Source organism: Burkholderia reimsis, assembly GCF_003294055.1.
Classification (GTDB): Bacteria; Pseudomonadota; Gammaproteobacteria; order Burkholderiales; family Burkholderiaceae; genus Burkholderia; species Burkholderia cepacia.
This window is the reverse complement of the sequence record NZ_QMFZ01000001.1, coordinates 250,878-266,840: the sequence shown is the minus strand read 5'-3', so window position 1 is coordinate 266,840 and position 15,963 is coordinate 250,878. Positions and strand designations below refer to the sequence as shown.

Sequence of the window (15,963 nt, the reverse complement as noted above, 5' to 3'; positions counted from 1 at the left end):
CACCGGTGGGCCGCCCGCGCGCCGCGCCGTTACTGGCTCGCCAGCTGCGCCTGGGTATAGAAGCCGTCCTTCACGACGACGTCGACGTTGCGCTTGGTCAACAGCGTCGGCTGCAGCAGCACCGTGTCGACCTTCTTCTTGCCGTTGTCGTATTGGGCGTTGAACGCCGGTTTCGTGCCCTTCGCGAGATCCACCGCGAGTTTCGCCGCTTCGCTCGCGATCAGCTTGAGCGGCTTGTAGACGGTCATCGTCTGCGTGCCGGCGATCACGCGCTTGACCGCCGCGAGATCCGCGTCCTGCCCGGACACCGGCACCTTGCCGGCCAGATGCTGCGCGGCGAGCGCCTGGATCGCGCCGCCGGCGGTGCCGTCGTTCGACGCGACGATCGCGTCGATCTTGTTGTTGTTCGCGGTCAGCGCATCCTCGACGATCCGCAGCGCGGTCGACGCGCTCCACTCCGGCACCCACTGCTGGCCGACGACCTTGATGTCGCCGCGATCGATCGCCGGCTTCAGCACCTTCAGCTGCCCTTCGCGCAGCATCTTCGCGTTGTTGTCGGTCGGCGCGCCGCCGAGCAGGAAATAGTTGCCCTTCGGCTTCGCGTCGACGACGCCCTGCGCCTGCAGTTCGCCGACCTTCTCGTTGTCGAACGAGATGTAGGCATCGACGTCGGCGTCGAGGATCAGCCGGTCGTACGACACCACCTTGATGCCGGCCTTGCGCGCTTCGGCGACCACGTTGCCGAGCGTCTTCGAGTTGAACGGGACGATCACGATCACGTCCACGCCGCGCGAGATCAGGTTCTCGATCTGCGAGATCTGCCGCTCCTCGCTCGCGTCCGCGGACTGCACGGACACCTTCGCGCCAAGCTTCGTCGCGGCCGCCACGAAATAGTCGCGGTCGCGCGACCAGCGCTCGACGCGCAGGTCGTCGATGCAGAAGCCGATTTCAGGCTTGTCCTTGCTCGCATGCGCGAGCGGTGCGCCCAGTGTCAGGATCGCCAGCGCAGCGGCGCCGGCAAGCGAGCTCAATACCGTACGACGTTTCACGGATTTCATGTCTCCATTCCTCTCTTTATTGGACTACTCCACGAACGCCGGGCAGCCGCCGAAGCCGGTCGCCCATCGTCTTGCCACCGCGCGGCACGGCTTCGTGCGGCGTGTCACGCGCCCGTCACGCGCCTGTCGCAAACACCGGTTCGAGCGCCCGATACAGCGCGCGAAACGTCGGCCGCCGCGCGTCGCGGTACCACGCGTGGCGTGCCATGTCGGGCTCCCGTACCGCGACGACGGGCGGCTGCGGGCACACCGCGTCGAGCGGCGCATCCGGTTCGAGCGCGAGATGCGCGAGCCGCGCGGCGCCGAGCGCCGGGCCGACTTCGCCGCCCGCGCGCAAGGTCAGCGCGCGCCCGCTCAGGTCGGCCAGCATCTGCGTCCAGTACGCGCTGCGCGAGCCGCCGCCGATCACCGTGATGCCGTCGGGCGCGAGCCCGGCCGCATGCAGCGCGTCGATCCCGTCGAGCAGCGCGAAGCCGACGCCTTCGAGCGTCGCGTTCGCGAGATCCGCGCGCCGCGTATCGGGCGTCATCCCGTAGAACACGCCCTTCGCATTCACGTCGTTGTGCGGCGTGCGCTCGCCGCTCAGGTAAGGCAGGAACCACGGGCGCTCCGCGCGCGCGTTCGCTTCCGCGTCGGCGAGCAGCGCGGCAACGCCGTCGTAGCCGGCCAGTTGCGAGGTGAAATCGACGCAGCCGGCCGCGTTCAGCATCACCGACATCAGGTGCCAGGTGCGCGGCAACGCGTGACAGAAACTGTGAACCGCCGATTCGGGATTCGCGCGGAAACCGTCCGACACCGCGAAGTAGACGCCCGACGTACCGAGCGACAGCAGCGCATCGCCGGGCTGCACGATCCCGACACCCACCGCGCCGGCCGCGTTGTCGCCGCCGCCCGCGACGACCGGGATCTCGCGCAACCCGAGCGCGCGTGCAACGGCCGGCAGCAGCGTGCCGGTGATGCGGTTGCCCTCGAACACGGCGGGCATCTGCGCGCGCGACAACCCGCATGCGGCGAGCAGCGTGTCGTCGTAATCGCGCTTCGCGACATCGAGCCACAGCGTGCCGGCCGCATCCGACGGATCGGTCGCGAACGCGCCGGTCAACCGGTAGCGCAGATAATCCTTCGGCAGCAGCACATGGGCGATCCGCGCGAATACGTCCGGCTCGTACCGGCGCACCCACAGCAGCTTCGGCGCGGTAAAACCCGGCATCGCGAGATTGCCGGCGACGGCGCGCAGCGTGGGCGCGCGCCGCTCGAGTTCCGCGCACTCCGCATCCGCGCGGCCGTCGTTCCACAGGATCGCGGGGCGCAGCACGTCGCCGCGCGCATCGAGCAGCGTCGCGCCGTGCATCTGCCCGGTCAGGCCGAGCGCATCGATGGCGCGCGGATCGATGCCGGCCGCGCGTGCATCGGCGACGAGCGCCGCCAGCGCGCCGCACGCCGCGTCCCACCAGTCGCGCGGCGCCTGTTCGGACCAGCGCGGCCGCGGCCGGCTCACCGTCAGCGGCCGGCTCGCGCTGGCCCGCACCGCGCCGTCACGGTCGAGCAGCACGGCCTTCACGCCCGACGTACCGAGGTCGACTCCGATGTACATGGCGTCAGCGCAGCCCGTAGATGGCCTGGTTCACGATGTTCTCGAGCCGCTCCTGCCCGCCGCTCGCATGCTGCGGGTTCACGCCGCGCGCGAGTGCGTCGGCGGCGAGCGATTCCAGCGTGTAGCCGCCCGACAGGATCTCGCGGCCGAACGCGCTGTCCCACTGCGCGTAGCGCTGCCGGCGCAGCGCGTCGAGCCGGTCGTTCGCGACCAGCACGGCGGCGCGCTCGAGCGCGAGCGCGAGCACGTCGATCGCGCCCACGTGGCCGTGGAACAGGTCTTCCGGATCGACGCTCTGGCGCCGCACCTTCGCGTCGAAGTTCATGCCGCCGGTGGTGAAGCCGCCGTGGCGCAGGATCTCGTAGAACGCGAGGGTCAGCTCCTCGACGCTGTTCGGGAACTGGTCGGTGTCCCAGCCGTTCTGCGGATCGCCGCGATTCGCATCGACGCTGCCGAACACGCCGAGCGCGAACGCGTTCGCGATCTCGTGATGGAACGAATGGCCGGCGAGCGTCGCGTGGTTCGCCTCGATGTTCACGCGGATCTCGTTCTGCAATCCGAATTGCGTGAGGAAACCGTGCACGGTGGCGACGTCGTAGTCGTACTGGTGCTTGGTCGGCTCCTGCGGCTTCGGCTCGATCAGCAGCGCGCCCTTGAAGCCGATCCGGTGCTTGTGCTCGACGACCATCGACAGGAAGCGTGCGAACTGCTCGCGCTCGCGCACGAGATCGGTATTGAGCAGCGTCTCGTAGCCTTCGCGGCCGCCCCACAGTACGTAGTTCTCGCCGCCGAGCCGGTGCGTGGCGTCGAGCGCGTGGCGAACCTGGGTCGCCGCCCACGCGAACACGTCGGGATTCGGGTTGGTCGCCGCGCCCGCCGCGAAGCGCGGATGCGAGAACAGGTTCGCGGTGCCCCACAGCAGCCGCACGCCGGCGGCCTGCTGACGCTCGCCCAGGTAGTCCGTCATCCGCGCGAAGTTCTCGACGTACTCGCGCAGGCTGTCGCCTTCCGGCGCGACGTCGGTGTCGTGGAACGTATAGAACGGCGTGCCGAGCTTCGTGAAGAACTCGAACGCCGCATCCGCCTTCTGCCGCGCCCGCTCGAGCGGGTCGCCCGGCTGCTGCCACGGCCGCCGGAACGCACCCTGGCCGAACATGTCGTGCCCCGGCCACACGAACGTGTGCCAGTAGCACACCGCGATGCGCAAGTGTTCCTCGAGCGTCTTGCCGAGCACCTGCTTCGTGCGGTCGTAATGGCGGTAGGCAAGCGGGTTGTCCGATTGCGGACCTTCGTAGCGAATCGCGGGAATCTGTTCGAAATACGACATGGCGTCTCCGTCCGGTTTCTTGTTGCAGTGCGGCGCGCGGCGCGTTGGCGTGCGGGCCGAATTCGGTCTGGCTGGATCGTGCCCGCGCGCCCCCGCCCCCGCAATTGCGAAATTGCGCAGCACGCTTAACGATTCTTGCCAGCGCGCTGCGCACCGCACGCGTTCCGTCCTACAATCGCCGGACACCAGACAAGCGCGCGGCACCGTCCGCGCCCCCGGAGACAACGGCGCGACGCCCCGCACGGCACGCGCCTCGAGACCGAGATGACCCGCGCCCCTTCCAGCCAGACACCGCACCGCATCGCGCTGCTGTTCAACGCCAACAAGGTCTACGACCGCGAGATCATCAGCGGCATCGGCCAGTACCTGCGCTCGACGCGCGTGGTGTGGGACCTGTTCCTCGAGGACGACTTCCGCTGCCGGCTCGCCGGCATCGAGCATTTCGACGGCGACGGCATCATTGCCGACTTCGACGATCCGGCCGTCGCCGACGCGCTCGCCGGCTCGCCGCTGCCGGTCGTCGCGCTCGGCTCGTCCTACGAGGATCCCGCGCAGTATCCGGACGGCGTGCCGTATATCGCGACCGACAACGCGAAACTCGTGTCGCTCGCGTACACGCACCTGATCGGCGCCGGGCTCGCGCACTTCGCGATGTACAGCCTGCCCGACGCGCAGCAGAACCGCTGGGCGCAGCAGCGCGAGCTGGCGTTCGACCGGCTCGCGCGCGCGGACGGCCTCGACGCGCCGATCTACCGCGGGCTGTCGACGAGCGCATCGGCATGGAATCACGCGATCGAGCAGCTGATCGGCTGGCTGCATGCGCTGCCGAAACCCGTCGGCATCATCGCGGTGACCGACGCGCGCGCGCGGCACCTGCTGCAGGCCTGCCTGATCGCCGGCCTCGCGGTGCCTGAACAGGTCGCGATCATCGGCATCGACAACGATCCGCTCACGCGCACGCTGACGCGCATCCCGCTGTCGTCCGTGATCCAGGGCACCGAGGAAATGGGCCGGACCGCCGCGCACCTGCTGCACCAGATGCTGCGCGGCGTGCGTTTTCCCGACCGGCGCATTCTCGTGCCGCCCGTCGGGATCAACGTGCTCGAATCGACACGCCACCAGCCGCTCACGAGCCCCTACGTGATGCGCGCGCGCCACTTCATTCGCCAGTACGCGTGCCAGGGCATCAAGACGGAACAGGTCGCCGACTACGTCGGCGTGTCGCGCTCGCTGCTCGAGGAACACTTCCGGCGCGAACTGCAGCGCACCGTGCACCAGGAAATCCTGCGCCACAAGCTCGAAGCGGCGCAGGCGCTGCTGGCCGGCCGGCAGGCGTCGAGCGCCGAAGTCGCGATCCGCTGCGGCTTCACGTCGCTTCAGTACATGTACGCGGTATTCCGCCGCGAGCTCGGATGCACGCCGCGCGAATACCAGGAACGCACGATCGCCGCGCACTGAAGCCGGCCCTACCCATCGAATCCACCCATGCATATCGATACCGACACTCCCCGCCCGGCGCCCGGCGTCGCACGCGTCCCTTCCGAACCGTGGGGCACGCTGCCCGACGGCGACACGGTGCGGCGCTACACGCTGCGCAACGCGCACGGGATGCGCGTCGTCGTCAGCGACCTCGGCGCGACCGTCGTGTCGTGGCTCGCGCCCGACCGCACCGGACGCTTCGCCGATATCGTGCTCGCGCACGACACGCCCGCCGAATACATCGAATCGGGCGCCTACCTCGGCGCAACGGTCGGCCGCTGGGCGAACCGGATCGCCGGCGCGCGCTTCACGCTCGACGGCGTCGACTACCGGCTCGACCGCAACGAGCGCGGCAATCTGCTGCACGGCGGCGCGAACGGCTTTCACCGGCAGCGCTGGGCCGTCGTCGACGATTGCGGCGGGTTGACGCTGCAACTCGATTCGCCCGAAGGCGACGCGGGTTTTCCGGGCAACGTGAGCGTGCAGGTGCGTTATGCGCTCGACGACGACGGCACGCTGACGATCGACTACACCGGCGTCACCGACGCGCCCACGCCGCTCAACCTGACGAATCACAGCTATTTCAACCTCAGCGGCCGCGCGGGCGGCGACGTGCGCGGCCACGTGCTGAGCATCGACGCCGACGCGTTCCTCGAAGTCGACGACGCGCTGATCCCGACCGGCACCGCCGACGTGACCGGCACCGCGTTCGACTTCCGGCACAGCGCACCGCTCGGCGCGCGCCTCGACTGGCCGCACGCGCAGCTCGCGCGGGCGCGCGGGTTCGACCACTGTTTCGTGCTGCGCGACGGCGCGCACGCGCTCAGGCCCGTCGCGGCGATCTACGACCCGGAAAGCGGCCGCGAGCTGCTCGTGTCGACGGATCAGCGCGGCCTGCAACTCTATACGGGCAACTACCTGGACGGCGTGCGCGTGAGCGGCGGCACGCGCTGCGCGCGACACGCCGCGCTGTGCGTCGAAGCCGGCGGCTTTCCGGATCAGGTCAACATGGACGGCCTGCGCGACGCCGTCATCGTCCAACCGGGTGCCGTCTATCGACAGACCACGCAGTACCGCGTCGGCGTTCGCGCCTGACGCGGTGCACGGCGACGGCGCGGCTACGTCGCGCGCCGTTGCCCGGTCGATTCCGTTCCGCTGCACCGCACGCGCGGTGCGATCGCCGGTGTGATCCCCCTACGCGCGCCGCATCGTCGACACGAGCGCCGCATCCTCGCCCGCGCCGGCCGGCCGTGCCGATGCGGCGTCGGCCGGCCGCGGCCGCTCGCCCAGCCCCGTGCCGCCGGTGCGCCGCCGCGCGGCATGCCGCTCGATCACCCGCTGCAGCACGCAGAACACGCACAGCAGCGCGCCGATCACGATCCGCGTCCACCACGAGCTCAACGTGCCGTCGAACGTGATCAACACCTGGATCGTGCCGAGGATGCCGACCCCGAACACCGAACCGATCACGTAACCCACGCCGCCCGTGAGCAGCGTGCCGCCGATCACGGTCGCGGCGATCGCGTCGAGCTCCATCCCCTGCGCCTGCAGCCCGTAGCCCGACAGCACGTACAGCGTGAACACCACGCCGCCGAGCGCCGAGCAGAAGCCGCTCAGCGCGTACACGCCGATCTTCGTGCGCGCGACCGGCAAGCCCATCAGCAGCGCCGAACGTTCGTTGCCGCCGACCGCATACACGTTGCGGCCGAACCGCGTGAAATGCGCGACGTAGATCGCGGCGGCCAGCGTCGCGAGCGCGATCAGCGCGCCCGCGCTCAGCGTGCCGCCGCCGACCGGCACGCTGATGCCCGCGATCGCATGAAACGTCGGCTCGTTGATCGTGATCGACTGCGTCGTGATCAGGAAGCACGCGCCGCGCGCGAGAAACATTCCGGCGAGCGTCACGATGAACGGTTGCAGCCGGAAGTAATGGATCAGCGCGCCCATCGCCGCGCCGTACAGCGCGCCGAACGCGAGCACGAGCGGCACGATGATCCACACGGGCCAGTGCAGCCGCTCGGCGCCGACCGCGCAGAAGATCGTTGTCAGCGCAACGACCGAGCCGACCGACAGGTCGATCCCGCCCGACACGATCACGAACGTCATCCCGATCGCGACGATCAGCAGGAACGCGTTGTCGACGAGCAGCCCGGTGAGCACCTGCATCGAGAAGAAGCCCGTATACATCACGGACCCGAAACCGAACAGCGCGACGAACAGCAGGATCGTCACGACGATCGGCAGCGTGCGCGGGTCGGCGAGCCGGCCAAGGAATCGTGTCATCGGGGCGTCGCTCCGGTGGTGGCGCGCGAACGCGCGGATGGCAGCAGCCGTGACGCATGCCGGACGACCAGCGCGCGCGCCGCCTCCGACTGGATCAGCGTCACGACGATCACGACGACCGCCTTGACGACGAGCGTCGCCTCCGGCGGCACGCCGATCGAATAGGTCGTGTAGGTGAGCGTCTGGATGATCAGCGCGCCGAGCACGGAGCCGGCGAGGCTGAAGCGGCCGCCGAGCAGCGACGTGCCGCCGAGCGTCACCGCGAGGATCGCGTCGAGTTCGAGCAGCAGCCCGGCGTTGTTGCCGTCGGCGCTGCGCACGTTCGAACTCGCGAGGATGCCGGCGAGCGCCGCCATCACGCCCGAACACAGATACACACCGAACACGACCGCACCCGCGCGCAGCCCGACGAGCCGCGTCGCGACCGGATTCACGCCGATCGCGCGTATGAACAGCCCGAGCGCCGTGCGGTTCACCAGCAGCGCGGTCGCGGCGATCGTCGCGATGGCGATCCACACCGCGCACGGCACGGTCGCGAGATACCCGCCGCCGAGCGCGAGATAGCCGGGCGCGCCGATCGGGATGATCTGGCCGCCCGTCAGCAGCTGCGCGACGCCGCGGCCGGCCACCATCAGGATCAGCGTCGCGATGATCGGCTGCATCCCGACGAACGCGACGAGCAGCCCGTTCCAGGCGCCCGCGAGCAAGCCGACGCCGAGCGCGGCGGCCAGCGCGGCACCGACCCGCGACGGATCGCCGTCGAGCACGATCGCCGCGGCCGCGCCGGCGATCGCGACGATCGCGCCGACCGAGATGTCGATCCCGCGCGTCGCGATCACGAGCGTCATCCCGAGCGACACGATCACGAGCGGCGCCGCGCGGTTCAGGATGTCGACCGGTGCGCCGAACAGGTGGCCGTCGAGCAGCGCGATCGACAGGAAACTCGGACGATGCGCGACATCGAGCGCGAACAGCAGCGCGAGCGTCAGCACCGGCCACGCGAGCGAATGACGAAACAGCATGCGCAGCGGCGTCATGACTGGCCTCCCGCGATCAGACGGTACACCTGCTCCTCGGATGCATCGGCGCCGCTCAGCTCGGCGACCTTGCGACGGTCGCGCAGCACCGCGATCCGGTGGCTCACGCGCACGACCTCGCCGATCTCCGACGAGATGAACAGGATCGCGAGCCCGGTCTTGCACAGCGCGAGCACGCGCTCCATGATGTCGAACTTCGCGGCGACGTCGATCCCGCGCGTCGGTTCGTCGAGAATCAGCAGCTTCGGGTCCGTCGCGAGCCAGCGCGCGAGCAGCACCTTCTGCTGGTTGCCGCCCGACAGCAGGCCGATCGGCTGCTCCGCGTCGCGCGCCTTGATGCCGAGCCGGGCGATATACGACTCGGCGATCTCGCGCTGGCGCGCGCGCCCGATCAGCCGCCACCAGCCGCGCCGCGCCTGCAGCGCGAGGATGATGTTCTCGCGGATCGACAGCGCGGCGACGATACCCTCCTTCTTGCGGTCTTCCGGGCAGTACGCGATGCCGTGCCGCACCGCGTCGTGCGGCGACGCGAGCCGCGTGCGCGTGCCGTCGATCTCGATCGCGCCGGTGTCCGGGCGCTCCGCGGCGAACGCGAGCTGAGCGGTTTCGGTACGCCCCGAGCCGAGCAGCCCGGCCAGCCCGACGATCTCGCCGGGCCGCACGTCGAGATCGAGCGCGCTCATCATCCCGCGCCGGCCGACCTGCTGCATCGACAGGAACGGCGCGGCGTCGCCCGCGGTGCGCACGGCGGCCGCGGCACCCGCCTGCAGCGTATCGGACATCCGCTCGCGGCCGGTCATCTTCGCGACCAGCACATCGACCGGCAGGTCGCGCGCCAGGTACTCGCCTTCGCGCTCGCCGTTGCGCATCACGGTGATCCGGTCGGACACCGCATAGGTCTGCTCAAGGAAATGCGTGACGAACAGGATCGCGATGCCCGACGCCTTCAGCCGGCGCAGCACGTCGAACAGCCGCGCGACCTCGCCGTCGTCGAGGCTGGACGTCGGCTCGTCGAGGATCAGCACGCGCGCGTCGACGGAAACGGCGCGCGCGATCGCGACCATCTGCTGCACGGCGATCGGGTACGCGTCGAGCGAGCGCGTCACGTCGAGCGACAGGTCGAGTTCCGCGAGCGCCGCGCGAGCACGCGCATGGATCGCGTTCCAGTCGATCGCGCCGCGCCGCATCGGCTGACGGCCCGCGAAGATGTTCTCGGCGACCGACAGGTTCGTGCACAGGTTCACTTCCTGGTAAAGCGTCTGGATCCCGGCCGCCTCGGCTTCGCGCGGCGCGGCGAAGCGCACGGGCCGGCCTCCGACGCGAATCTCGCCCGCGTCGTGCGCATGCACGCCGGTGAGCACGTTGATCAGCGTCGACTTGCCCGCGCCGTTCTGGCCCATCAGCGCATGGATCTCGCCGGGAAACAACCGGAAGTCCACGCGCTGCAGCGCGCTGACACCCGGAAATGACTTGTCGATGCCGGTCATCTCGACCACCGGCGATTGCGTCATGACCCCTCCGTCGAAACGGTTGCGAAGCGGTTGCAAAGCGGTTGCGACCCGGGCGGCAGCCGCGCCGCCGCCCGTGCGGGACATCAGTACTTGCGGGTCGGCAGCACCTGCGCCGCGACGTTCATCGGGAACACCGTCTCGTTCGTGACGATCCGCTTGGGCAGCTGCTTGCCGGCGACCACGTCCTTCACCGCGCTCATCAGCTGCGGGCCGAGCAGCGGGCTGCATTCGACGTCGACGTTGATCTTGCCGGCGATCATCGCCTGGAAACCGCCCTTCGTCGCGTCGAACGACACGACGCTCACGTCCTTGCCGGGCTTGATCCCGGCTTCCTCCATCGCCTGGATCGCGCCGAGCGCCATGTCGTCGTTGTGCGCGTAGACGACGTTGATCTGCTTGCCGTAGGTCTTCGCGAACGCTTCCATTACCTGCTTGCCGCCGGCGAGCGTGAAGTCGCCGCTCTGCGACGCGATCACCTTGAATTTCGGATTGTTCTTGATCACTTCGAGCAGGCCCGCGCGGCGATCGTTGGCCGGCGCCGAGCCGACGGTGCCCTGCAGTTCGACGATATTGATCGGGCCCGCGTCGTTCTTGTAGTGCTCTTCCATCCAGTGGCCGGCGCGCCGCCCTTCCTCGAGGAAGTCCGAGCCGATCATCGTCACGTACAGCGACGGGTCCTTCACGTCGACCGCGCGATCGGTCAGGATCACCGGGATATGCGCGGCCTTCGCTTCGGTCAGCACCGGTTCCCAGCCCGATTCGACGACCGGCGAGAACGCGATCACGTCGACCTTCTGCGCGATGAACGAACGGATCGCGCGAATCTGGTTCTCCTGCTTCTGCTGCGCGTCCGAGAATTTCAGGTTGATGCCGGCGTCCTTCGCCGCGCCCTTCACCGACACGGTGTTCGCGGTGCGCCATGCGCTTTCCGCGCCGACCTGCGAGAACCCGAGCGTGATCGGCTTTTGCTGCGCGAACGCGTCGTGCGCGAACACCGTCGCCGCGGCGACGAGCGCGCCGGCCGTCAGCTTCCTGAAAAATGTCATGGTCCGTCTCCGATGATGTCGTTGTATGCCGCTGCGCTGTTGTGGTTCTGCTTGGCGCGGGGATGCGGGTCGGGACTGCAGACCGGGCTGGCGCATGCGGCCGGCCCGGTCTGCATGCCCCGCATCAGTCTATGAACAAGTCCGATAACCTTCCAATGAAATATTGGATTCGGGCGATATCGGAATCGGCATACGTATAAACACCTAAACGGGCTGGGGGACGGCGTGGCGGCGATGGGGAAAGGCGCCGGCTATGAAAAACGCCGGCTATACCAGCGCGCAAGGCGGCTTCGTGAACTGGGGCGGCACGCCGGGCTCGGTCGCGAGCGGCTGGCTGACGGATCGCTTCGACCGCTACCGGGTGAGCGCCACGAGTTTTTGCCTGGCGGCACGGTCGCTCCGGGCCGTGCACGGGATGCAGTCGACGTTCCGGCCCCAGCAGGCGCTCGCCTTTGCTTGGGGATCGTTCATTCCCGGTGCCCATACCGGCATGAACGCGCCGACCGCGCGCTTCTGTCCGACCGTCGCTCACGACGGCCAGAATTACCGCGCATCGTCATCGCCGGCCACGCCGAGCCGCCGGTCGATGCCGCCGTCGCGACCGCGCGGCGTCTCTCCGCCCCGATTCGGCACGACGCCGGCCGCATGCGGCCGACCGGCGTCGGCCGCGCGCGCCGGGTTCAACGCTTGCAGCACGCTCGCGCGCCCACCCTCGTCATCGGGCAATTGCGGCATCCCGCGTGCAAAGGCCGGCGCGACCGCCGCCGCGAGCAGCGCGGCGATCGCCAGCCGGGAAAGGCGCTTCATCGCCTGTCTCCGGTCACTGCGCGCTGACGGCCGGCACCGGCGTCGACGCGGTCGCGGTGGCCTGCTCGCCGTGCGCGATCGCATAGAGCTCGCGATTGCGCGCAATCGTCGACGGGCTCGGCGGATAGTCCCAGTTCGACGTGGGCACGGTGCCGTCGCGCTGCGCCTGAACGAGCTCGGCGATCACGTCGGCACGGGTCGGGCCCGACGACGACGCTTGCGCGAAAGCGGCAACCGGCGTGCCGATGGCGAGGGCGAGCAGCGCGGTCGCTGCGATCAGTCTGCGATTCATGATGAAACTCCCCAGAACGGTTCGATGAGGACGCATCGTCGATGCGCCGCCGGCGGTGCCGCGGATGCGGTTCTCCGCCCGACATCTTCATTCTGGTGACGGCGGCCGGCACGACGCTGACCGCCACATGACAATCCTGAAATCTGCGGCGCCACGCGCAGATAACCGTTTCGTAATCTTCGAGTCAGGGCCGGGTCAACGCGGCACCGGCAGACTGCACGCTCGTCGCATCCATCGCGGCGCCCTTGCCCTGCTTCGAGGAAAACATCATGTGGATCGTCCGGCTGGCATTGCGCAGGCCCTATACGTTCGTCGTGCTCGCGCTGCTGATCTTCATCGCGGGCACGCTCGCGATCCTGCGCACACCGACCGACATCTTTCCGAACATCGACATCCCGGTCGTCAGCATCGTCTGGTCGTACAACGGCTTTTCCGCCGAGGACATGGCCAAGCGCATCACGACCAACTTCGAGCGCGCGCTCACGTCCGACGTCGACGACATCGAGCACATCGAATCGCAATCGCTGAACGGCGTGTCGGTCGTGAAGATCTTCTTCCACCCCGGCGCGGACATCAATCGCGCGATCGCCGAAGCCTCGAGCAACTCCGCGTCGATCCTGCGGATCCTGCCGCCGGGCACGCTGCCGCCGAACATCATCACGTACAACGCGTCGACGGTGCCGATCCTGCAGCTCGGGCTGTCGAGCAGCACGCTCGCCGAGCAGCAGCTGTACGACCTCGGCAACAGCTTCATCCGCACGCAGCTCGCGACCGTCCAGGGCGCGGCCGTGCCGCTGCCGTTCGGCGGCAAGGTGCCCGAGATCGTCGTCGACCTGAACATGCGCGCGCTGCAGGCCAAGGGGCTCGCGCCGATCGACGTGGTCAACGCGATCAACGCGCAGAACCTGATCCTGCCCGGCGGCTCCGCGAAGATCGGCGCGCGCGAATACAACGTGCAGATGAACGGCAGTACGCAGACCGTCGCCGCGCTGAACGACCTGCCGGTGAAGACCGTGGGCGGCAACGTCGTCTATGTGCGCGACGTGGCCCACGTGCGCAACGGCTACGCGCCGCAGACCAACATCGTGCGCAGCGACGGCAAGCGCGCGGCGCTGCTGACGGTCGAGAAGACCGGCAGCGCATCGACGCTGACGATCATCGGCCAGGTGAAGGCGATGCTGCCGAAGATCGCGGCCGGCCTGCCGAAGGCGCTGCACATCACGCCGCTCGGCGACCAGTCGGTGTTCGTGAAAGCGGCGATCCAGGGCGTCGCGCGCGAGGCGCTGATCGCCGCGTGCCTGACGGCGCTGATGATCCTGCTGTTCCTCGGCAGCTGGCGCGCGACGCTGATCATCGCCGTGACGATCCCGCTCGCGGTGCTGACGTCGCTGTGCGCGCTGGCCGCGCTCGGCGAGACGATCAACATCATGACGCTCGGCGGGCTCGCGCTCGCGGTCGGGATTCTCGTCGACGATGCGACCGTCGCGATCGAGAACATCACGCACCACCTCGAACGCGGCGCGCCGCTCGAGGAGGCGATCCTGACCGGCGCGGGCGAGATCGCCGTGCCGACCTTCGTGTCGACGCTGTCGATCTGCATCGTGTTCGCGCCGATGTTCCTGCTGACGGGCGTCGCGCGCTACCTGTTCGTGCCGATGGCCGAAGCGGTGATCTTCGCGATGATCGCGTCGTACTTCTTCTCGCGCACGCTGATCCCGACGCTCGCGATGGTGCTGATGCGCGCCAAGGGGCAAGGCAAGCCGCCGCGCGGCATCTTCGCTCGCTTCGCGCGCTTCCAGGCCGCCTTCGAGCACCGTTTCGAAGCGGTCCGCGCGCGCTATCGCGCGCTGCTGTCGGCCGCGATCGCGAACCGGCGCCGCTTCGCGGCCGCGTTCCTGCTCGCCTGCGTGGCTTCCACGAGCCTGTTCGCCGTCGCCGGGCAGGATTTCTTCCCGTCGGTCGATACCGGCGAGATCCGGCTGCACCTGCGCGCGCCGACCGGCACGCGGATCGAGGAGACCGCGCGCCTGACCGACGAGGTCGAGACGCGGATCCGCTCGGTGATCCCCGCGAACGAACTGGCCGGCGTGCTCGACAACATCGGCGTGCCGGTCAGCGGGATCAACCTGACCTACGACTCGTCCGATCCGGTCGGCGCCGGCGATGCCGACATCATGATCACGCTGAAGCCGAACCACCGGCCGACCGCGCAGTACGTGACGAAGCTGCGCAACCTGCTGAACCAGGCGTTCCCGGGCGTGACCTTCGCGTTCCTGCCGGCCGACATCGTCAGCCAGATCCTCAACTTCGGGTTGCCCGCGCCGATCGACATCCAGATCGTCGGCAACCGGCTCGATGCGAACCGCGCGGTCGCGAACCGGTTGCTCGCGCAACTGCGCGGCGTGCGCGGCCTCGTGGACGCGCGCATCCAGCAGCCCGGCGACGCACCCGCGATCAACGTCGACGTCGATCGCACCAAGGCGATCCAGGCCGGGCTCCAGCAGCGCGACGTGGCGCAGAACCTGCTGATCGCGCTGTCCGGCAGCTCGCAGACCACGCCGAACTTCTGGCAGAACCCCGCCAACGGCGTCAGTTATCCGGTGCTGGTGCAGGCGCCGCAGTACGACGTCAATTCGCTGCAGTCGCTCGCGAACATCGCGATGCCGACCGCCGCGCAATCGCCGCAGACACCCGCGGGCGGCCCCGCGGCCGGCGCGGGCGCGCAGAACCTGCTCGGCACGCTGGGCACCTTCTCGCGCGCCGAGCAGCAGGCCGTCGTGTCGCACTACAACGTGCAGCCGGTGCTCGACATCTTCGCGTCGGTGCAGGACCGCGATCTCGGCGGCGTGACGGCCGACGTGACGAAGCTCGTCGACGCCGCACGCGCGCAACTGCCGCCCGGCTCGTCGATCGTGCTGCGCGGCCAGGTGCAGGCGATGCACCAGTCGTTCGCGGGGCTGCTGAGCGGCCTCGTGCTCGCGATCGCGCTGGTCTACCTGCTGATGGTCGTGAACTTCCAGTCGTGGCTCGACCCGCTCGTGATCGTCAGCGGCCTGCCCGCGTCGCTCGCGGGCATCGCGTGGATGCTGTTCGTCACGAACACGACGCTGTCGGTGCCCGCGCTGACCGGCACGATCCTGTGCATCGGCATCGCGACCGCGAACAGCATTCTCGTCGTCAACGCGGCGCGCGAGCTGAGCGCCGGCGGCACGCCGCCGTGGCAGGCCGCGCTCGATGCGGGGTTCAGCCGGTTCCGCCCGGTCGTGATGACCGCGCTCGCGATGCTGATCGGCATGCTGCCGATGGCGCTCGGCCTCGGCGACGGCGGCGAACAGAACGCGCCGCTCGGCCGCGCGGTGATCGGCGGCCTCGCGTTCGGCACGGTGTCGACGCTGCTGTTCGTACCCGTCGTGTTCGGCTTCGTCCACGCGTGGCTCGAACGGCGACGCGATGCGGCCACCGCACGCCGCGTGCCGGACACGCCGGCCCTGCCTTGAGCACGGATACCCGGATAGCTGGACTGGATACC

At 69.2% G+C, this 15,963-nt stretch carries 12 protein-coding genes; 3 read left to right on the top strand and 9 right to left on the bottom strand.

All coding sequences use genetic code 11. The features are described 5' to 3' along the window. Positions 1-29 precede the first annotated feature (29 nt). The 3 genes from xylF to xylA form a co-directional block, all read right to left on the bottom strand. Positions 30-1,058, bottom strand: a complete 1,029-nt coding sequence (gene xylF, locus DPV79_RS01170; protein ID WP_021163238.1) for a D-xylose ABC transporter substrate-binding protein — start codon at positions 1,056-1,058, stop codon at positions 30-32. 115 nt (positions 1,059-1,173) lie between these two features. After that, the gene (xylB, locus tag DPV79_RS01165; protein ID WP_113044548.1) at positions 1,174-2,652 is read right to left on the bottom strand and encodes a xylulokinase; all 1,479 of its coding nucleotides are present in this window, start codon (positions 2,650-2,652) and stop codon (positions 1,174-1,176) included. A gap of 4 nt (positions 2,653-2,656) precedes the next feature. After that, the gene (gene xylA, locus DPV79_RS01160) at positions 2,657-3,979 is read right to left on the bottom strand and encodes a xylose isomerase (protein WP_113044547.1); all 1,323 of its coding nucleotides are present in this window, start codon (positions 3,977-3,979) and stop codon (positions 2,657-2,659) included. A 264-nt stretch (positions 3,980-4,243) separates the two neighbouring features. Here xylA and DPV79_RS01150 point away from each other — a divergent pair, with 264 nt between their 5' ends. Continuing rightward, a complete protein-coding gene (locus DPV79_RS01150; protein WP_021164181.1) occupies positions 4,244-5,437 on the top strand; it encodes a XylR family transcriptional regulator in 1,194 nt (397 codons plus the stop codon). 27 nt (positions 5,438-5,464) lie between these two features. Then, the gene (locus tag DPV79_RS01145; protein WP_113044546.1) at positions 5,465-6,553 is read left to right on the top strand and encodes an aldose epimerase family protein; all 1,089 of its coding nucleotides are present in this window, start codon (positions 5,465-5,467) and stop codon (positions 6,551-6,553) included. A 99-nt stretch (positions 6,554-6,652) separates the two neighbouring features. Here the strand turns inward: DPV79_RS01145 and yjfF are convergent, their stop codons facing one another. The 6 genes from yjfF to DPV79_RS01115 form a co-directional block, all read right to left on the bottom strand. Further along, complete coding sequence (gene yjfF / locus DPV79_RS01140) at positions 6,653-7,741, bottom strand: galactofuranose ABC transporter, permease protein YjfF (RefSeq protein ID WP_059492929.1); 1,089 nt, start codon at positions 7,739-7,741, stop codon at positions 6,653-6,655. After that, complete coding sequence (locus tag DPV79_RS01135) at positions 7,738-8,778, bottom strand: ABC transporter permease (protein WP_113044545.1); 1,041 nt, start codon at positions 8,776-8,778, stop codon at positions 7,738-7,740. Before DPV79_RS01135 ends, yjfF begins: the two co-directional genes overlap by 4 nt. Beyond that, positions 8,775-10,289 carry a sugar ABC transporter ATP-binding protein gene (locus tag DPV79_RS01130; protein WP_021160498.1) on the bottom strand — a complete coding sequence of 505 codons (1,515 nt, stop codon included), beginning with the start codon at positions 10,287-10,289 and terminating at the stop codon, positions 8,775-8,777. Before DPV79_RS01130 ends, DPV79_RS01135 begins: the two co-directional genes overlap by 4 nt. Positions 10,290-10,372: 83 nt before the next feature. After that, positions 10,373-11,335 carry an ABC transporter substrate-binding protein gene (locus DPV79_RS01125; protein WP_060330537.1) on the bottom strand — a complete coding sequence of 321 codons (963 nt, stop codon included), beginning with the start codon at positions 11,333-11,335 and terminating at the stop codon, positions 10,373-10,375. A 543-nt stretch (positions 11,336-11,878) separates the two neighbouring features. Beyond that, complete coding sequence (locus DPV79_RS01120; protein ID WP_113044544.1) at positions 11,879-12,142, bottom strand: hypothetical protein; 264 nt, start codon at positions 12,140-12,142, stop codon at positions 11,879-11,881. 13 nt (positions 12,143-12,155) lie between these two features. Further along, positions 12,156-12,434, bottom strand: a complete 279-nt coding sequence (locus tag DPV79_RS01115) for a DUF4148 domain-containing protein (protein WP_021160494.1) — start codon at positions 12,432-12,434, stop codon at positions 12,156-12,158. Between the two features lie 269 nt (positions 12,435-12,703). Here DPV79_RS01115 and DPV79_RS01110 point away from each other — a divergent pair, with 269 nt between their 5' ends. Further along, positions 12,704-15,931: an efflux RND transporter permease subunit gene (locus DPV79_RS01110; RefSeq protein WP_113044543.1), complete on the top strand. Its 3,228-nt coding sequence runs from the start codon at positions 12,704-12,706 to the stop codon at positions 15,929-15,931. The last annotated feature ends 32 nt before the right edge of the window (positions 15,932-15,963 follow it).